General features: G+C 58.1%; 18 protein-coding genes. 8 read left to right on the top strand and 10 right to left on the bottom strand.

From position 1 onward, the window contains the following. The first annotated feature begins 15 nt into the window (after positions 1-15). Both ACZ9H3_RS07955 and queF read left to right on the top strand, forming a co-directional pair. Positions 16-540, top strand: coding sequence for a cupredoxin domain-containing protein (locus ACZ9H3_RS07955; RefSeq protein WP_476220259.1), 525 nt, complete (start codon positions 16-18; stop codon positions 538-540). A 68-nt stretch (positions 541-608) separates the two neighbouring features. After that, positions 609-1,439: an NADPH-dependent 7-cyano-7-deazaguanine reductase QueF gene (gene queF / locus ACZ9H3_RS07950; protein WP_454242023.1), complete on the top strand. Its 831-nt coding sequence runs from the start codon at positions 609-611 to the stop codon at positions 1,437-1,439. Positions 1,440-1,480: 41 nt separating this feature from the next. Here queF and ACZ9H3_RS07945 read toward each other — a convergent pair whose 3' ends face one another. After that, the gene (locus ACZ9H3_RS07945; protein WP_065758479.1) at positions 1,481-1,744 is read right to left on the bottom strand and encodes a DUF4404 family protein; all 264 of its coding nucleotides are present in this window, start codon (positions 1,742-1,744) and stop codon (positions 1,481-1,483) included. 123 nt (positions 1,745-1,867) lie between these two features. Continuing rightward, complete coding sequence (locus ACZ9H3_RS07940; protein ID WP_476220258.1) at positions 1,868-2,452, bottom strand: phosphonoacetaldehyde phosphonohydrolase-related protein; 585 nt, start codon at positions 2,450-2,452, stop codon at positions 1,868-1,870. Between the two features lie 197 nt (positions 2,453-2,649). Between ACZ9H3_RS07940 and ACZ9H3_RS07935 the strand changes: the two genes are divergently transcribed. Continuing rightward, entirely contained in the window at positions 2,650-3,354 is a 705-nt protein-coding gene (locus tag ACZ9H3_RS07935; RefSeq protein ID WP_099775388.1) for an MlaA family lipoprotein, read from the top strand. Positions 3,355-3,507: 153 nt separating this feature from the next. Here the strand turns inward: ACZ9H3_RS07935 and ACZ9H3_RS07930 are convergent, their stop codons facing one another. Next, positions 3,508-3,807, bottom strand: a complete 300-nt coding sequence (locus tag ACZ9H3_RS07930; RefSeq protein WP_099775387.1) for a PilZ domain-containing protein — start codon at positions 3,805-3,807, stop codon at positions 3,508-3,510. A gap of 270 nt (positions 3,808-4,077) precedes the next feature. On the opposite strand from ACZ9H3_RS07930, the gene rssB reads away from it, so the two are divergent. Continuing rightward, on the top strand, positions 4,078-5,262 hold the full coding sequence (gene rssB / locus ACZ9H3_RS07925; protein ID WP_476220257.1) for a two-component system response regulator RssB: 1,185 nt from the start codon (positions 4,078-4,080) through the stop codon (positions 5,260-5,262). Next, a complete protein-coding gene (gene rssC / locus ACZ9H3_RS07920; RefSeq protein ID WP_065758484.1) occupies positions 5,259-5,741 on the top strand; it encodes an anti-sigma factor antagonist RssC in 483 nt (160 codons plus the stop codon). Before rssB ends, rssC begins: the two co-directional genes overlap by 4 nt. Positions 5,742-5,786: 45 nt before the next feature. Here the strand turns inward: rssC and ACZ9H3_RS07915 are convergent, their stop codons facing one another. The 6 genes from ACZ9H3_RS07915 to ACZ9H3_RS07890 all read right to left on the bottom strand — a co-directional run bounded on the left by ACZ9H3_RS07915 (position 5,787) and on the right by ACZ9H3_RS07890 (position 12,594). Further along, positions 5,787-7,706: an alkaline phosphatase D family protein gene (locus tag ACZ9H3_RS07915; protein WP_476220255.1), complete on the bottom strand. Its 1,920-nt coding sequence runs from the start codon at positions 7,704-7,706 to the stop codon at positions 5,787-5,789. Positions 7,707-7,791: 85 nt separating this feature from the next. Further along, positions 7,792-8,718: a transaldolase gene (gene tal / locus ACZ9H3_RS07910; RefSeq protein ID WP_065758486.1), complete on the bottom strand. Its 927-nt coding sequence runs from the start codon at positions 8,716-8,718 to the stop codon at positions 7,792-7,794. 124 nt (positions 8,719-8,842) lie between these two features. After that, entirely contained in the window at positions 8,843-9,844 is a 1,002-nt protein-coding gene (gene dusA / locus ACZ9H3_RS07905; protein ID WP_476220254.1) for a tRNA dihydrouridine(20/20a) synthase DusA, read from the bottom strand. Positions 9,845-9,992: 148 nt separating this feature from the next. Beyond that, positions 9,993-10,232, bottom strand: a complete 240-nt coding sequence (locus ACZ9H3_RS07900; protein WP_065758488.1) for a pyocin S6 family toxin immunity protein — start codon at positions 10,230-10,232, stop codon at positions 9,993-9,995. 8 nt (positions 10,233-10,240) lie between these two features. Next, positions 10,241-11,371, bottom strand: coding sequence for a colicin E3/pyocin S6 family cytotoxin (locus ACZ9H3_RS07895; RefSeq protein WP_330522907.1), 1,131 nt, complete (start codon positions 11,369-11,371; stop codon positions 10,241-10,243). Positions 11,372-11,598: 227 nt separating this feature from the next. Next, a complete protein-coding gene (locus ACZ9H3_RS07890) occupies positions 11,599-12,594 on the bottom strand; it encodes a tetratricopeptide repeat protein (RefSeq protein ID WP_330522906.1) in 996 nt (331 codons plus the stop codon). A 696-nt stretch (positions 12,595-13,290) separates the two neighbouring features. Between ACZ9H3_RS07890 and ACZ9H3_RS07885 the strand changes: the two genes are divergently transcribed. From ACZ9H3_RS07885 to hpaR, 3 genes are all read left to right on the top strand, one after another. After that, complete coding sequence (locus ACZ9H3_RS07885) at positions 13,291-13,587, top strand: DUF3077 domain-containing protein (protein WP_330522905.1); 297 nt, start codon at positions 13,291-13,293, stop codon at positions 13,585-13,587. A gap of 398 nt (positions 13,588-13,985) precedes the next feature. Continuing rightward, positions 13,986-15,314, top strand: a complete 1,329-nt coding sequence (locus tag ACZ9H3_RS07880) for a serine hydrolase domain-containing protein (protein ID WP_476220253.1) — start codon at positions 13,986-13,988, stop codon at positions 15,312-15,314. A 98-nt stretch (positions 15,315-15,412) separates the two neighbouring features. Continuing rightward, on the top strand, positions 15,413-15,835 hold the full coding sequence (gene hpaR / locus ACZ9H3_RS07875; RefSeq protein WP_102051772.1) for a homoprotocatechuate degradation operon regulator HpaR: 423 nt from the start codon (positions 15,413-15,415) through the stop codon (positions 15,833-15,835). Between the two features lie 44 nt (positions 15,836-15,879). Here hpaR and ACZ9H3_RS07870 read toward each other — a convergent pair whose 3' ends face one another. Continuing rightward, entirely contained in the window at positions 15,880-17,139 is a 1,260-nt protein-coding gene (locus ACZ9H3_RS07870; RefSeq protein ID WP_476220252.1) for an OprD family porin, read from the bottom strand. Between the last annotated feature and the right edge of the window lie 283 nt (positions 17,140-17,422).

Raw genomic sequence — 17,422 nt, 5'->3', positions numbered from 1 at the left:
CGGAGTAAACCGACCATGTCACGTTTTATCCTTGCCGGCGCCTTGGCGCTGTTCAGCCTGCCGCTGTTTGCTGCGCCGGCGCAACCCTTTGCCTTCGGTCATCCCGCTACCGCAGACCAGGCAACCCGTACTGTCGAGGTGGAACTTGGCGATATGTACTTTGCCCCGCGTGCGCTGCAGGTCAAGGCGGGTGAGACCGTACGTTTCGTGCTGATCAACAAGGGCCAGTTGCCACACGAGTTCAACCTCGGTGATGCGGCCATGCATGCTCGGCATCAACAGGAAATGCTCGCCATGCCGGGTGGGATGGATCACGCAAAAATGGAACATGGAAACATGAGCCACATGACGATGAATCATGGCGGGATGATGCACGGGGGCGGGATGTCCCATGACGATGCCAATGTGGTAATGGTCGCTCCCGGCAAGACCGCAGAACTGACCTGGACGTTCACTCAGTCGACCCCGATCGAGTTCGCCTGCAACGTTCCGGGCCACTACCAGGCCGGCATGGTGGGCAAGCTGACCATCGCTCAGTGACAGGTGATTGCCCAACGCATGGCACAAACCCGATAAACTAGGCGTATTTCGTCCTTCAGGTTTGAGCCATGCACCCCGCCGCCGAACATTCCCCGCTGGGCAAGTCCAGCGAATACATCGCCACTTACACCCCGTCCCTGTTGTTCCCGATCCCGCGTGCGGCGAAGTGGGCTGAGCTGGGTGTCAGCGCCGACACCTTGCCGTGGCAGGGTGTCGACTACTGGAACTGCTTTGAGCTGTCCTGGCTGCTGCCGTCCGGCAAGCCGGTGGTGGCCATCGGTGAGTTTGCGATCCCGGCCGATTCGCCGAACATCATTGAGTCGAAGTCGTTCAAGCTCTACCTCAATTCGCTGAACCAGACTGTATTCGCCTCGGTGCAAGCGCTGCAGGCCTGCCTGGAAAAAGACCTTTCGGCGGCCGCTGGCAAGCCGGTCGGTGTGCGCGTGCGTACCTTGTCTGAGGTCGAAGGGGAGGGCGTAGCGGCGTTGCCGGGTGTCTGTATTGATGACCTGGATGTCAGCATCAGCCAGTACGAGCATCCTCAGCCGGAGTTGCTGCGCTGCGATACCGGACGGGTAATTGAAGAAACCCTGCACAGCCATTTGCTCAAATCCAACTGCCCGGTCACCGGCCAGCCGGACTGGGGTAGCGTGACCGTGCATTACCGTGGCCCGGCACTCGACCCTGCCAGCCTGTTGGCCTACCTGATCAGCTTCCGCCAGCATGCGGACTTCCATGAACAGTGCGTGGAGCGGATCTACCTCGACCTCAAGCGTCTGCTCAAGCCTGAGACGCTGACGGTGTATGCGCGTTATGTGCGCCGTGGCGGGCTGGACATCAACCCCTACCGCAGTACCGATACGATCAGCCTGGGCAATTCGCGGTTGGTACGCCAGTAGCACCAGCGCCTGCAGGGCTGCAGGTGCTGGCTCTGGTACTCTCAGATACCCATGCTTTGCAGGCTCTGAACGATATTGCGCAAGGTGGCTGTCAGGCCAGGGTGGTCGACTTCGAAGCGTTCGACCGCCAGGTTCACCCCGTCTACCAGGTTGTTTTCTGTGGAGAATTGCTCCAGTTTGAGCTCGGCTTCGATCTGTTGCATCAGCTGTTGCAGGTTTTCACGCTCTTCCAGTGAGAGCGGTGGATTTTGCTCCAGTTGCTCGCGCAGGGCCTCGATTTGCTGTTGCAGTTCGCGGGCAGGCATGGTGATCTCCCTCTATGAATAGGCACAGCCATGGACCACCGCCACTGGCGAAAGGTCCATGCCATGTCTGACAGGGTAATCCACTCGGCGTTGCTTTGCATGACCCGGATCAACGGTGGTGTGTCAGGGCTTTTCGCCTTTGAGTCGACGCTGGCCGATATCGGCGAGGCAATCGTCGAGCGCTTCCAGATGGTCGATGACTGAGTGCACGCCCAAGGCATAGAGCTGCAGTGTCGCCTTGCCGCGTTTGTGTGCCTGCTCTTGCGGGCTCAAGGCCTGCCACTGGCTGCTGCTCAAGCCACATAATGAGCCGCATGCCGCCAGGCCTATGGTCCAGAGACCCGCGTTGAGCCCGGACTGCAGCAACCTGGGTTCGCCGCTGACCAGCACGCAGCCATCCAGTTGGCTTACTTTCAGCGCCATCAACGCATGCCAGCACGCGTCCGGTGCCGGCCAGGGCGTGTCGTGCATACTGCTGTGCGGCTTGAGCCAATCGGGCAATGGGCGGCTCAAGTGTTCGGCCACAGCGATCGGGATTTCATCGATCCAGCCGCAGGGCACGGCTTGCCTGCGCAGGCGCGCCAATGCCGGCAGTGCGCCGGGAGTCGCCTGTGGCGAATGCTCGAAACTATTGCTACGTGCGCCAAAGTCAACCAGGCAGCCGCGTAGTCCGAATAGCAGTGCGGTTAAAGCAGGTGATTGGGGCATGGCATCGTCCCTGAAATAACCTTGCAGGCTACGCTCAGCGGGTGACAGCCAGATGACGATCAACACTGTGGCAATTGTTTACATTTTGCTGATCCCGGCCATGTCGCGCTGACTAATCTGAGACATACCCTTTATACTGATCTCATTTTTGAGTTTGGGGCGCGGATAGCGCCTTGTGATTGTCGAGGAGTGAGTGTATGCGCAGGATTGGTACAGGCTTGATTGATCGGATGACCCGTGTCTGCGTCTGTGCCGGGCTGCTGCTGGGGCCCCTGGCGGCCCAGGCGGCAACCGAGGAAGACCCATGGGAGAGCATCAACCGGCCCATCTTCCGCTTCAACGATACGATCGACACCTATGCGCTCAAGCCTTTGGCGCAGGGTTACCAGGCCGTCACGCCACAGTTTCTGGAAGACGGTATCCACAACATGTTTCGTAACATCGGTGATGTTGGCAACCTGGCCAACGATGTCCTGCAGCTCAAGCCTCGTGCTGCCGGGGTCGATACCGCACGGCTGATCTTCAACACCACCTTTGGCCTTGTCGGTTTCTTCGATGTGGGCACCAAGATGGGGCTGGAGCGCAACGATGAAGACTTCGGCCAAACGCTGGGTTACTGGGGCGTAAGCAGCGGCCCATACGTCGTATTGCCATTCCTGGGCCCAAGCAACGTCCGTGATGCCATTTCCAAGTACCCGGACACTTACACCGAACCCTTCCGTTACATGGGCCATATCCCGACCCGTAACACCAGTATTGGCGTTGATGTAGTGGATACCCGTGCCAGCCTGTTGTCAGCCGAGAAGATGATTCGTGGCGACAAGTACACCTTCATCCGCAACGCCTACCTGCAAAACCGTGAGTTCAAGGTCAAGGATGGGCAGGTCGAAGACGACTTCTGATCCGCAGAAGCGCTAAAAGGCGTCCCGGCCGCCGTCGGCCGATACGCAGCGCGTGCATCGCTGGCAAGACCCGCTCCTGCACCGTGGGAGCACGCTTGCCTGTGATGGTATCGCTGCTGCTTAGCAAGCGTGCACCTCTTTCCTGGGCGTGGCTCAGTGCATTTCGATGATGCGCAGGCCCAGTTTCTGCTGGCCTTCGGCCTGATCGGCGATCCACACGACCCGGGTACTGGCCTCCAGCCCTTTGAGGGCGGGGTGATCAGACTCGATACGCACCTCAAGCGCGTCACCGACCTTGAACGAGCGGGGGGCCTGAACCTGCAGGCCGCTGCTTGAAAGATCCAGACATACAGCGGCGATGACCTGGTCGGCGTGGATCAGGCTGACATCCTTGTCCACTTTCATTCGAATGAAATCGCGCTTTTCGCTGTAGTCTGCGTGGATTCGACTCATACCTGCATCCTTCCATTGGGTTGCGGTCAAAGCCGTTTTTATAACTCCCGGCTCTTTGCGCTGTAAAGAGCGTCAGCGACCATCGGCGTGAGCTTGAAACACCCGGCAGATGGGAGTACCGTCTGCGCCTTACAGGGCACCTCTGATATTTGCTGGGCAGGTCATCTTGTCCTACAACTCATAGAAGAGAGGCTAGAAGTGAATCCAGTAAGTGCGCTCCGGCCCGACCGAGCCGCCTACCCCAACCTATTTCTGGCGCCGTTTGCCCACATGCAGAAAACCAGTGCAACGCTGCTGATAATCGACGATGACGACGTAGTACGTGCCAGTCTCGCCGCCTACCTCGAAGACAGCGGTTTCAATGTCCTGCAAGCGAGTAATGGCCAGCAGGGTCTTCAAGTCTTCGAGCAGAACCAGCCCGATCTCGTGATTTGCGACCTGCGCATGCCGCAGATGGGTGGCCTGGAGCTGATTCGCCAGGTGACTGAGCGCACGCCTGATCTGCCGGTCATTGTGGTGTCTGGCGCCGGGGTCATGAATGACGCCGTCGAAGCGCTGCGGCTGGGTGCTGCCGATTACCTGATCAAGCCTCTGGAAGACCTTGCAGTACTTGAGCACTCGGTGCGTCGAGCACTGGACCGTGCGCAACTGGTACTGGAAAACCAGCGCTACCGGGAGAAACTTGAAGCGGCCAACCGCGAACTGGAAGCCAGCCTGCACCTGTTGCAGGAGGACCAGACAGCGGGTCGTCAGGTGCAGATGAACATGTTGCCGGAAAGCCCCTGGGTGGCTGGTGGCTTTTCATTCGAGCACCAGATCATTCCGTCGCTCTATCTCTCGGGCGATTTTGCCGATTACTTCCGTGTCGACGAGCGCCGTATTGCCTTTTACCTGGCGGATGTTTCCGGCCATGGGGCGTCGTCCGCCTTCGTCACGGTGCTGCTCAAGTTCATGACCACGCGCCTGTTGTTCGAGTTCAAGCGCAGTGGCACCCTGCGTGATTTCAAACCCTCGGAAGTGCTCGGGCACATCAACCGAGGGTTGATCAACTGCAAGCTGGGCAAACATGTCACTATGGTAGGTGGCGTGATCGATGAAGACACCGGTCTTCTGACCTACAGTATTGGCGGGCACTTGCCGTTGCCGGTGTTGTATACCCCAGGCCAGAGCCGCTACCTCGACGGTCGCGGGCTGCCGGTGGGGTTGTTCGAGGAAGCCACCTACCAGGACCTGGTCATGGAGTTGCCACCAGCATTCAGCCTTACGCTGCTATCTGATGGCATTCTGGACCTTTTGCCTGGCAGCACACTCAAAGATAAAGAAGCCGCCTTGCCGGAAATCGTCAAGGCAGCGGGCGGCAGCCTGGATGGGCTGCGGCAACGATTCGGATTGGCTACGCTTGGGGAGATGCCGGATGATATCGCCCTATTGGTGTTGAGCAGGAACCTTCAATGAGTACTGGTAGAATCCAGTTCGCCGAGCAGAATGGCACCTTCGTTCTGAAGTTCGTCGGTGAAGTACGCCTTACCCTGTGTTCGGCGTTGGATGCGACTATTGAAAAAATCTTCACCGCGCTGAATTTTTCGGCGATCGTGATTGATTTGACCGAAACCCAAAGCATCGACAGCACCACCCTGGGCCTGTTGGCCAAGCTGTCGATTCTCTCGCGGCAGAAGGTTGGGCTGCTGCCGACCGTGGTCACCACCCACGCCGACATCACCCGGCTGTTGCAGTCGATGGGTTTCGATCAGGTATTCAACATCGTCGACCGGCCGATCCCGTGCCCGGAATGCCTCACCGACCTGCCGTCTCAGGACCAGAGCGAGGACGTGGTACGGGCCAAGGTACTTGAGGCGCACAAGATCCTCATGGGCCTGAACGATTCCAATCGCGAAGCTTTCCACGACCTGGTCAACGCCCTCGAGCGAACCTGATCGTGCCCAGGGGCGCGTTTCTGCGCTCCCTGGTAACTTCCCTGACTACTGGCGTTGCCCGCGAGGAAACTCTGTGGGCGGCGAGCCGTCTGCGTTGAGCTGGAAAACTCGCTCCGGCTGCCCCTGCGCGTTGAAAAACACCTGACCCAGGCCTGCGCTGTTCCACAGTCGCTCGCCAGCCTTGCTGTGTGTCGGGGTGCGCGGAATGACTTCCATACGCCGACGCTTGGTCAGCCAGTTCAGTGGCGAACGGGGTGAATACAGCCAGCGGTTGAGGCGGTCGAAGGTCTCCAGCAGGCGCCGTGGAAACTGGTTCTTGATACCGCTGCTGGTGATCTGCCAGAGGTGTGGGCTGCGTTGGCGGTGACGAATCAGCACTTCGTAGACAAACGAGTAATGCACATCACCCGAGAGGATCACGTAATGCCCGGGTGTGCGTGAGTGGCGGAAAATATTCAGGATCACCTGCGCTGCCCCCCGATGAGCCATCCAGTTCTCGGCATCCACCAGCAGCGGATAGCCTAGCCAACTGAATACCCGTTGTACGGTTTCAATCAGCTTGACGCCGAAGATCGGCGCCGGCGAGACGATAATCGCTGAAGGGTGGTCAAGCAGGGCCTGTTGCAGTTCGCTGAGGGCTTCCCAGTCAAGCAAGCCTGAAGGGCGCTTGAGGTTGCTCTCGCTGCGCCAGCGGCGGGTGCGGGTGTCGAGTACCAGCAGCGCTGGGGTGCTGGGCAGCGCATAGTGCCAGTTCTGGAAACGCAGCAGCTCACCGATCAGCGCATCCTGTTGCGGTCTGTTCAGGTAGCGGTCGTTCATGGCGCCGTCGGCCAGGCCCTGCCAGCTTGCCAGTAACCGCGTGAATGCGTCCGGATTGTTGCCCCAGCCCTGGCAAAGCAGGTAACCGATCAGTGCATTGCCGATGATGCGTCGCGAGAAGGGGTGGCCATAGGCACTTTCCTCCCACTGCGCCGACAGGTTCCAATCGTCGGTAATGTCGTGGTCGTCAAAGATCATCAGGCTCGGCAGGTGCGCCAGCACGCGGGCAACCTGGCCAAGGCCTGCGACGAACCTGCGAATCACGGCTTGCTCATCGTCGTAACGTTGTTGGCGCTCAGGCGTCAGTGCTGGCGGTTGCGGATCGATCAGCGTCCAGCAGACGGGCGACCACACCAGCAGGTACATGGCCATGACTTCAGCGAAGGTGACCAAGTGATTGTCGGCATTGCTGCTGGTGAAAATAGGTTTGCTGGCACCGCCGAAAAACCGCTCGCGCAGGGTTTCGTTGCTCTTGATTTCAGGCAGCAGGTCAGCGCGGTGGTAGTAACTGGCAGGGTGCTCGTACAGCGCGGTGCTGTCCTCGACCACAGCGCCCTCCAAACGCTCCTCGAACAGCGCCAGGCGAGCAATCAAGGCATGGATAGCACGCAGCATGGGCCCAGCGACATCGTCGGCGTAGATCTGGTCGCCGCTCATCATCAGCAGTGCCGGGCGTGCCTGCGCAGTGTGCTCGGTCGCCAGCAGTCGGTCGGCGCAGAGCAGGCCGTCTGCCGCGTCGAAGTGCGGTTTACGGCAAGAGCCATGCAGCACGTTGTCCAGTTGTGCACGCAAAACGAAGTCAGGGCGTTGCTTGCCGTCATACAGCAGGTGCGGTGCCCAGTCGGCGATACGCTGCGGCTCGCTGGCGCCGTGAATGATCAGGTCATAGCCGATCGCTTCATCGACGGGCAAGGGGGTGTCCAGCTTCACGTCGATCAAGTGCACAAAGGCATGGCGGCCAATTGGCACAATGCGACAACGCTCGCCTTCCAGGGGCAGTTCAATGGGGGCTGTCCCCGTGCAGTACAACAACAGATCAGGCTGTAGCGGCTGTGAAGCGACCAGCCACATCACCAACCGCGAAGGTTCCAGGCGGCGTAACAACGGGCCAGCCAGCACCAGCGGCAAGGTAGGGTTTTCGGGCATCGGCAACTCAGGTCAACTCAGGCGGGGAGTGGCATGCGCGGGGAGGGCGTCGAAGCAGGCGAACCTGCTTCGGCAGCGCATTGCCTCAGGCTTTTGCGGCCAGCAAGGCTTCAAGCTTTTCCTGGTCGCGGGCGAACTGGCGAATGCCTTCGGCCAGTTTTTCGGTGCCCATCGCGTCTTCGTTCATGGCCCAGCGGTACTGGCTCTCGCTCAGGTGCTGGCGCGGCTCGCCAGCATGGCCCGGGCTGAGTTTACGCACCAGTTCGCCTTGGTCGTCGGTCAGTTGCTGCAGTAGCTCCGGGCTGATGGTCAGGCGGTCGCAGCCGGCCAACTGTTCGATCTGGCCGATATTGCGGAAACTGGCGCCCATGACCACGGTGTCGTAGCCATTGGCCTTGTAGTAGTTGTAAATGCGCGTGACCGACTGCACGCCCGGGTCTTCGGCACCGACATACTCCTTGCCGGTGGACTTCTTGTACCAGTCATAGATCCGGCCTACGAATGGCGAGATCAGGAACACCCCGGCATCGGCGCAGGCCACAGCCTGTGCGAAAGAGAACAGCAGGGTCAGGTTGGTCTGGATACCTTCGCGTTCGAGCTTTTCGGCAGCGCGAATACCTTCCCAGGTCGAAGCCAGCTTGATCAGTACGCGGTCACGGCCAACGCCGGCCTTGTCGTACAGCTCGATCAGTTGGCGCGCCTTGCTCAGCAGGGCCGGCTCATCGAACGACAGGCGTGCATCCACTTCGGTGGAAATACGCCCTGGAATGACTTTCAGGATACCGCTGCCGACGGCCACCGCGAAGGCATCGCAGGCCAGCCCCAGGTCGCCTTTGCTGTTACGCACGGCCTGGTCGAGCAGCTCGGCGTAACCGGGCATCGCCGCAGCCTTGAGCAGCAGCGACGGGTTGGTGGTGGCATCGACGGGCTTGAGGCGGCTGATTGCATCAATATCGCCGGTATCGGCAACCACGGTAGTGAACTGCTTGAGTTGGTCCAGCTTGGAAGTCATGAGCGTGCTCTGTCCTGTGCGATTCCTACGACATTACCCGAGCCCTGCCAGCCGCTCAAGGGCCGTGCTGGCAGGCAGGAGGTCGATAACCCTTCGAGTCGTAAAACGTTTACAGGTTCCCGGCTTAGCGCCCTTGCAAAAGCTGGCTGGCCTGATCGAGCAGGCCTAGAGGATCCTGGGTCTTGTGGATGTCCACCGACAGCAACTGGCGGAACTTGCGCGCCCCCGGGAAACCTTGGCCGAGGCCGAGAACATGCCGGGTGATATGGTGCATCGCACCACCTGCCGCCAGGTGCGCCGCGATGTACGGACGCAGCTTGGCCAGCGCGTCACTGCGCGAAATCACCGCAGCCGTGCTGCCGAACAACTGTTGATCGACTTCGGCCAACAGGTAAGGGTTGTGATATGCCTCGCGGCCCAGCATCACCCCGTCGAACGTCTGCAGGTGCACCTTGCACTCATCAAGCGTCTTGATCCCGCCGTTGAGGATCAGCTCCAGGTCGGGGAAGTCCTGCTTCAACTGCGCCGCCACGTCATAGCGCAGTGGCGGGATCTCGCGGTTCTCCTTCGGCGACAGGCCTTCGAGAATCGCGATACGGGCATGCACGGTGAAACTGCGGCAGCCGGCCTCACGCACCTGGCCGACGAAATCGCACAGCTCGGCATAACTGTCGCGGCCATTGATCCCGATACGGTGCTTGACCGTTACCGGAATATCCACCGCATCGATCATCGCCTTCACGCAATCGGCAACCAGCGCCGGATGCCCCATCAGGCAGGCGCCGATCATGTTGTTCTGCACACGGTCGCTCGGGCAGCCGACGTTCAGGTTCACCTCGTTATAGCCCGCGCCCTGCGCCAGGCGCGCACAGGCCGCCAGGTCCGCCGGAACACTGCCGCCCAACTGCAACGCCAACGGGTACTCAGCCTCGTCATGACGCAGAAAACGCTCCGCATCACCGTGCAGCAACGCACCGGTGGTGACCATCTCGGTGTAGAGCAGGGCGTTTTGCGACAGCAGCCGCAGGAAGAAACGGCAGTGGCGGTCAGTCCAGTCCATCATCGGCGCAACAGAAAAGCGCCGAGAAGGCTCTGATGTAATGGTTTTGGCGGTGTTCGAGGGCATTGGGAGTGTCTGTAGAGGTACGATTGGGGCGATTGCGGCTGTCGTGGAGTTTATCAGGAAAAGGGTGGTTTCGGCTGCGCAAGGGCTGTTTTAATAATCGGCGTGCGATGAACTCGACCAGAAACACGCGACTACATTCAGACCATCCCTATACCTCAACGCCAACGAATAACTTCAAGTCGGTTGGGAGTTTCTGACCTAAAATTTCTGAAATCCGTGCTACCTGCTCACTAGTTAACAGCCATTCGCCTTCTGCCATTGCGTTAATGCTTTTATGACCGAGAGCTTGAACGATTTGATCGTTAAAAGAATGATCTACATCAAGCTCAAACTTAATCAAGTCATCCTCTGGATCGTTAGGTAAAAAACCACTGATACACAGGTACATACACACTCCTATTTTTCTACTTTTCGGCCCGGTTTTGCAGGTTTTGTTTGCTCGCCAGTTTCAGGGTCAAACTCACCTAAATGCTTGCCTTGCTTATCGTAAATTTCAACGGCTCCATGCTGACTGTCCCATTCATAAATACGACCCTTACGGTCCTTCCAACGCCTACGAATTGCTCCCCCGCCATGCACTCTGGTTTTAGCATCTGCTTTTACAGCATCAGGGAACGCCGTCAGCCCTTTAGGTGGTGGATGATAGCTATGGTCACCACCAAGCGGTTTTGCGTACACCACATACAGCGACTTCAGGCCAGTATCAGCAGGAAAGACCAGAATACATTCGTCGGTTGTAATGTCATCGCCGGGAAGACCTTCAAGCTGACTGTCCGTGTTCTCCGGGATCGGGTGTACGAGGATGGTGTCCAGTTGCTTGCCGCTTTCGTCAGGGTAAGTCAGTGGAGGCATTCTTGACGAGCTGTGTGGTGGCGTCCAGAGGATGGTGATCCCATTTAGTTCGGCCTCCAACGCAGTCTTGGTTGCGTTCCACTTCACCTGCACGATGCGTACTGAGTCATCACCTGACGCGCCGGTGTGAATGCCGTAAATCTGTAGTACGCCTTCGGCATCACGTCGGAACTGAAAGCGCACCCGTGTTGTGGCCTTACTCATGCTCCGCAGTTGCTCGTCAGTATGGAGTGTGCCGTCCCCCATTTTCGTGGGGAGCATGCCCAAGATAAAAACGCTAACCGGTCCTCCCGTGCCCCGTATTGCCCAGGTCATACGTTTTTGCATAATACCGCCACCCGCAACACGGGCGAGTCCGGCATCAGCCCCGATGGCCATTGCAATGGCATCTGACGCGGAAGGCAAAAGCATGGAAGCGACCACCATGACGTTGCCGAAGTTGGAGGCTGGCTCGGTGGCCGTCCCCGCATCTGTGTTGCACCAGTTTTCAGCAACGCAGGATTTGGCGAAGACCAAGTCAGTACGTTGCTTGGGAGGTGGCCACTCATCTTTTGGCATGTACACCGGCTCTGGCGCAGCCGGTTTTTGCCATGCAGCCCATGAGGCACCACCGTTTGGGCGTTTCGGTTTCCAGGATGGCTCGAAAAAAGGGTCGTCTTTACCGTCCTTCTTCATGGGAAGTGCCTGTCAGTTAATTTGAAGCATGAAGGTTGCAGCTGAGTCTGAGGCCTGGTCAATTTGACCTCTTAACCGTGTATTTTTGTGGGTGGATTGCAACAGGGTATTTAGGTCATGCGGCTCGGCAGGCTATGGCATGCCTTGAGCAGCGCCAAGGCGGTTGTTGGCGCGTTAGGCTGTGTGCCTTGCATTTATAACAAAGCACACAGTGTGTAAGTATGTGGCTAGGCTTTTTCTAAAATATCCAGTACTTGAGATACTGTGTCGTCGATGCCTTGATCGATGTTGTTTAGTTTTTTAACTACCTCTTCGTTGTCCAGAATTTTCGTGGCTGGAAGTTTTTGCTTGGCGTGCCAGGCGACGATAATGTAGTTGACGACGCTGCCCCGTGATTTTAATTTTGCATGTTCGCGCGCGGTGGCGATTGTTGTTTTTACAAAGTTCTGGCGTTCTTCAGTGTTCACGCCATTGAATGTGCTTGGAGCTGCTCTGTAAATATCTGCCGAAAATATCATTGCTTCGTTTTTCAGGCCTTGTTCAAGTACAGATTTTTTGCTGGTGACCGTTTTTTCGAGTGTGCTGTATAGTTTTTCGCCCGCTGAAATTTGTTTGGGGGTCATAAGGCTTTTTAGAAAGTCTGTAGTGTCTGCATTGTTGTTGAATATTTTTGTCCAGGCGTAACTCGCGGCCAAATCACCTTTTTCTTCGTAACGAAAGGCTAGTGTTCTTTGTGCCTCGGGGTCTCCAAGCTTGGCCGAACGTTCTAGCCATCGCAGTGCTAGTGTTTCATCACGCTCTTGGCCGCGTTGGCCGTATAGATAGGTCTGGTACATGCCGTACGCTGCGCATGAATCATTTTTTGATGCGGAGTAAGCCATGTAGTTGAATGCTTTAGTGTTTCTTTCGCTTTCGGGTTTTGATTGGTCTTGCTCGGCCATGCTAGATAAATAGCAAAGTGCTCTTTTGTGTTTGGGTGCGGCCATAATAAGGCAGCTTTCGGCTAGTGCATATATTTTGGCGTCGTATAAGAATTGGCCGGTTCCATAGAGGATGTCGCTATCCATCGTGCTGTTGCAGTAATCGTTAGGTGCTGCGGTAGGGAGTAATGTTTGTAGCGATAGAGTGGGGAGTGTGCTGTTCAGGTCGGGCTCATCTGGTGTTGTTGAGCAGCCTGTGAGCAGCGTTGCTGTGATTAGCAATAGGAGGTTGTGGTTTTTCAAGTGGTATCCCAGGTCGGTGTTGGTCTTATTGTTGGTTGGTTTTTAGTGTGTCGTTGAGTGATTGAGTTGTCTGGAGGTACTACTAGCAAGTGCTGGGGGGCTGACTTGTATGAAAGTTTCCGATTTTTACACAGTGTACTCACCTCGGCATTCGTCAGTTTCCGCACTTCGCGTCAGGAATTTCACAGTCTGCTGTAGGTTTATTGCTTAATGCTTTGTAGTATTTTTCTGTAGCGACCTGGATGCTCTTTGTCACGCTGCACCATCCCTTGTGCAGCATGTGCGGTCATGGCGAGGTGTGCAGAACCCCAGCTGTAAACCGGGTTGCAGCCTGCGGTCAGGCTCGGTATGGTTCGCCCGTCGCTGACTCGTCAGCGAAAGTCACGGTCAATCCCGTGGCCGGGCGTAGGAACCCGTTGGATAACTTGGCGCACATCGCGTCTCCATAGCGATTGCACGCATCTTTTTTGAGCGTGTGGTTCGCGTTATGGCGGCTGTGTGTGGGCAGGCTTCGGCCTGGCCGGGTTCCAAGTCTCCCGGTATTCCTACCCCATGCACAGCTGCCACCCAATCCCGTAGGAAGGATCGTGGCAGCTCCAGAGCAAACTTGGAGCCCATCATGCAGATATTCAGCCTCTCCCATCCCCACACCCTCATGCCCAACGCTTGCCCGCCAGCCAGGCAAGGCGGTGCCCAATGACGCCTGAAGAGCGGCAGAGGTTCGTTATTAGTACCGGCCGAGGTGCGTTGTTTCATGGCACTGGCGACGCAGCAAAGCAGGGCAAGTTGTTCGCTGTTGTGCCCGGTGTCGCCATGCCTGATGCGCTGGAGAGTGTGTCTGAATTGCTCGGTACGATGCAGGGCGTGCTGTATGACGCGGCGATGGGCGACGTGCCGCTGCAGGGCAATGCTGCCTGGCTGCTTCGGCATACCTTGAGCAGCGCCAAGGCGGTTGTGGATGCGTTGATCGAGGGTTGCGGCGAGGCTTTTTAAGCCAAAGACAGTGCATGTTGCCAACGATGCAGGCGCTGCGAACGCACTGATACTCCACCGACGCCATCGCAGGCAAGCCAGCTCCAACAGAGCCCGCGCCAGCTGTAGGAGCCGGGCTTGCCCGCGATGCAGGCGCCGCGCACTCACGGACACCGCACCGAGGCCATCGCAGGCAAGCCAGCTCCAACAGGGTCCGCGCCAGTTGTGGGAGCGGGTCTTGCCCGCGATGCAGGCGCCGCGGGCTCACTGACGCCCCACCGACGCCATCGCAGCATCTGCATACCTAATCCAAACGGCCGTGTTTTGATCGCGGTACGGCGCCGTATCATGGCACGCTAAAGCGAGCGGCTTTAGGCGGTTATCGGTATGGTGGCGATAAGCCAAAAGGGAGTTGAGCTATGAAGCTTGGTCGGATGCAACGCGCTGTTCGTGTTCCTCTCGTGTGTGCAGTGCTGGCATTGATGATGCCGAGTGCTGCATTCAGCAGCCCACCCACCTCCAATGCGCTGGAGAGTGACCCAGCCAAAATGGGCTGGATGGTCGGGTCGCCACCCCCACCCGAGCGTATTATTCGCTTCGAAGATGGCAGTTACTTCCAGTATCCGCAGTGGCGTTGGAGTGTCGCGCACTTCAGGGAGTTGATGCCGACGATTAATGTGTCGCGTGGCATTGGTGCACCCAACACGCTCGAGCGTGAGCTGCAGGCGGGCATTGATGAGGTGAGTTTTGTCCCGATGGGCGGCGACCGCTCGATGACCTGGCGCGATTCGTTGTTGGCGAACTACACCGATGGCATCGTCGTGCTGCACAAAGGGCGCGTCGTGTACGAGCGCTATTTCGGCGTATTGAAGCCCGAAGGGCAGCATGCAGGGATGTCAGTGACCAAGACGTTCATCGGCACGCTGGCGGCGATGATGGTGGCCGAGGGCACGCTTGATCCTGAGCGCAAGGTGGTTGAGTACGTGCCAGAGCTGGGCAAGTCGGCGTTTGGCAGTGCGACCGTGCGCCAGTTGATGGACATGACCGCGGGCATACGCTTCAGCGAGAACTACGCCGACCCCAAGGCTGAAGTGTGGGCGCATGCTGCCGCCGGTAGCCCTCTGCCTAAGCCGAAAGACTACACCGGCCCGCGTTCGTACTATGAGTTCCTGCAAACCGTGCAGCCAGAAGGTGTTCACGGTGAGGCGTTCCATTACCGCACGGCCAATACCGATGCCTTGGGCTGGGTGTTGGCGCGGGTGAGTGGTAAAAACGTCGCGCAGCTGCTTTCCGAGCGTATCTGGAGCAAGCTTGGGGCGGAGCAGGATGCCTACATGACGGTCGACTCGACGGGTACGCCGTTTGCGGGTGGTGGTTTCAATGCGGGGCTGCGTGATTTGGCCCGGTTCGGTGAAATGATCCGCAACGAAGGGCGGTACAACGGGCAGCAGGTCGTGCCTAAGGCTGCCGTGGATGACATTCGCCGCGGTGCCAGCAAGGAGGCCTTTGCCAAGGCCGGCTACGCCACATTGGCCGGCTGGAGCTACCACGACATGTGGTGGAACACCCATAACGAGCATGGTGCCTTCATGGCGCGAGGAGTCTATGGCCAGGCACTCTATGTTGATCCAAAGGCCGAGGTGGTGATCGCACGGTTCGCCAGCCATCCCGTCGCCGCCAACGCGGCCAACGATGCGACATCGTTGCCGGCCTACCATGCCGTGGCCAAGTACCTGATGAGCCGGTAGCGCCAGACCGCTATTCAATTGACGCTGCACCCTCTGTTGGGCAGTCTGGTGTCAGCGCCGTTGAATAACTCATAACACGTCGGAGCCCATTACCCCTCATGCCCGTTACCAGCCCCTCTCTCACGCTCGCCCTGCTACAGGCCCGCGAAGCAGCCATGGCGTTCTTTCGGCCATTGCTCAACCAGCACGGTTTCACCGAGCAGCAATGGCGGGTCATCCGCATTCTGCGTCAGCAGGGCGAGATGGAAAATTATCAGTTGGCGGAGCAGGCCTGCATTCTCAAGCCGAGCATGACCGGGGTGCTGGGGCGTCTGGAGCGCGACGGTATCGTCAGCCGGCGCAAGCTTGCCCATGATCAGCGGCGGGTCATGATCAATCTGACGGCAAAGGGGCAGCAGTGCTTCGTGTCCATGATTGACGAGGTGGAGGCGAACTATCGGCGCATTCAGCAACAGATGGGCGAGGAGAAGCTGCAGCAACTGCTTGGCTTGCTGGAAGAGCTCAAGCAGATCAAGCCCTGAGTGTGTCGCACCTGCCCAGGGTTGCGGGCAGGTGCGCGTCAAGCTTAGAACAGTGCCAGCGTGTAGCCGAGGATGATGCGGTTTTCGTCGATTGCGGTTTTCAGGCCGTCACCGGAGCGGAAGGTCGCGTTACGCAGGCGTATGTTCAGGCCTTTCAGTGAGCCGTCCTGGAAGGTGTAGACCAGGTCGGTATCGCGTTCCCACTCTGTGCCGCCCTGCACGGCGGCAGTCTCGACGTTCTTGGCGTTGACGTAGCGGGTCATGAAAGCCAGCCCGGGAATGCCCAGGCCCGCGAAGTCATAGTCGTAACGGGCTTGCCAGGCGTCGGTCTCGGCTTTGGTGAAGGCGTTGTAGGTCACCAGGTTGACCGAGTACGGGTCTACGCCCGGGAACGCGAAGTCGCCATCTCCCGACAGGTTCTGGTAGCCCAAACCGAATTTATGCGCACCCACCGCCAGGGTAGTCATGCCGTTGAAGAAGCGGTTGTCGATGTGCCCGCCATTGACCCGTGCCGCACCGCGAAAGCGTTTCTCGCCGTCTTCGCCGGTGCTGAAGTAGCGCAGGTCGGTTTTCAGGCTGACGCCTTCGCCCAGTTTCCAGGTGTGTACCAGGCCGGCGAAGTGCTGCTGGTAGATGTCTTCCATCTTGGCGAAGTAGTAGCTCGCCGTCAGGTTCGGGGTGAGGTTGTAGCTACCGCCGGCCAGGTCGAGGTGATCGCTTTCCACGCCGCCGTAGTTCATCTCATCGTTGCTCGATGAGTCGCGCAGGTTGATCTTGTCCAGGCGCCCGGCGTTGAGGGTCAGGCCGTCGATTTCCTGCGAGGTCAGCAGGCCGCCGGAGTAGGTGGAGGAGAGCAGGCGCGTGTCGTTATACGAGACTACGGGCAGGAGGGGCTGCAACGTCCCCACCTTGAGCACGCTTTTCGATACCCGCAGTTTTGCGGTCATGCCCAGTTCGCTGTAGTTGTCTTCCGGCTCCAGGCTTTGCCGGCCATAGGGCAGCAGGCCGGTATTACGGCGGTCACTGCTGGAGTCGAGTTTGATCCCGACCTGGGCGAGTGCATCCACCCCAAAACCCACCGTGCCTTCGGTGAAGCCTGACTCGAAGCGGCCGGTCAAGCCTTGTGCCCACTCTTCGGCTTTGGCCTGAGGGGCATTGTCCTGACGGAAGTCGCGGTTCATGTACATGTTGCGCGCTTCGATGCGTACGGTGCTGTCACCGATGAAATCGGCCAGTGCGACGCCGCTGAAACTGCTGGCGATGGCACAGGAGAGCAGGGGCAGTGAGCCCAATTTCCTTATCATTATTGTTATCTCTAGGCATTTTTGTTTTTGGAATGAAGGCCCCTTTGCGCGGCAGGGGCTTGCAGCTGAAAGTTAGCTACTTGTTAAGCTGTTAACAACATTTTTTTAGATTTTTAGCCGAAGGAGCTTCATTTGAAAAGCTGAGTAATCAGGCTAATTCACTGATTTTTAAGAGTTATTAAATTTTTTGTCGGGATTTTTGGTAGCTTCAGCTCATTTTCAGGCGTGACGAGCTGGTTGATAAAATTAACCTGTTAACGTATCAATGCCTCCCATGCCGGCG

Source organism: Pseudomonas sp. TE3910 (genome assembly GCF_056279025.1).
The sequence above is the reverse complement of the archived record's forward strand: the minus strand, read 5'-3'. Positions and strand labels throughout refer to the sequence as shown.

Coding starts and splice junctions, on each gene's coding strand:
- rssB (WP_476220257.1), top strand. CDS start 4,078: ATGCAGAAAACCAGTGCAACGCTGCTGATAATCGACGATGACGACGTA.
- hpaR (WP_102051772.1), top strand. CDS start 15,413: ATGCCCGTTACCAGCCCCTCTCTCACGCTCGCCCTGCTACAGGCCCGC.
- ACZ9H3_RS07940 (WP_476220258.1), bottom strand. CDS start 2,452: ATGCCCCAATCACCTGCTTTAACCGCACTGCTATTCGGACTACGCGGC.
- ACZ9H3_RS07880 (WP_476220253.1), top strand. CDS start 13,986: ATGAAGCTTGGTCGGATGCAACGCGCTGTTCGTGTTCCTCTCGTGTGT.
- tal (WP_065758486.1), bottom strand. CDS start 8,718: ATGACTTCCAAGCTGGACCAACTCAAGCAGTTCACTACCGTGGTTGCC.
- ACZ9H3_RS07945 (WP_065758479.1), bottom strand. CDS start 1,744: ATGCCTGCCCGCGAACTGCAACAGCAAATCGAGGCCCTGCGCGAGCAA.
- ACZ9H3_RS07915 (WP_476220255.1), bottom strand. CDS start 7,706: ATGCCCGAAAACCCTACCTTGCCGCTGGTGCTGGCTGGCCCGTTGTTA.
- rssC (WP_065758484.1), top strand. CDS start 5,259: ATGAGTACTGGTAGAATCCAGTTCGCCGAGCAGAATGGCACCTTCGTT.
- ACZ9H3_RS07900 (WP_065758488.1), bottom strand. CDS start 10,232: ATGTACCTGTGTATCAGTGGTTTTTTACCTAACGATCCAGAGGATGAC.
- ACZ9H3_RS07870 (WP_476220252.1), bottom strand. CDS start 17,139: ATGATAAGGAAATTGGGCTCACTGCCCCTGCTCTCCTGTGCCATCGCC.
- ACZ9H3_RS07895 (WP_330522907.1), bottom strand. CDS start 11,371: ATGAAGAAGGACGGTAAAGACGACCCTTTTTTCGAGCCATCCTGGAAA.
- ACZ9H3_RS07930 (WP_099775387.1), bottom strand. CDS start 3,807: ATGAGTCGAATCCACGCAGACTACAGCGAAAAGCGCGATTTCATTCGA.
- queF (WP_454242023.1), top strand. CDS start 609: ATGCACCCCGCCGCCGAACATTCCCCGCTGGGCAAGTCCAGCGAATAC.
- ACZ9H3_RS07885 (WP_330522905.1), top strand. CDS start 13,291: ATGACGCCTGAAGAGCGGCAGAGGTTCGTTATTAGTACCGGCCGAGGT.
- dusA (WP_476220254.1), bottom strand. CDS start 9,844: ATGCCCTCGAACACCGCCAAAACCATTACATCAGAGCCTTCTCGGCGC.
- ACZ9H3_RS07955 (WP_476220259.1), top strand. CDS start 16: ATGTCACGTTTTATCCTTGCCGGCGCCTTGGCGCTGTTCAGCCTGCCG.
- ACZ9H3_RS07935 (WP_099775388.1), top strand. CDS start 2,650: ATGCGCAGGATTGGTACAGGCTTGATTGATCGGATGACCCGTGTCTGC.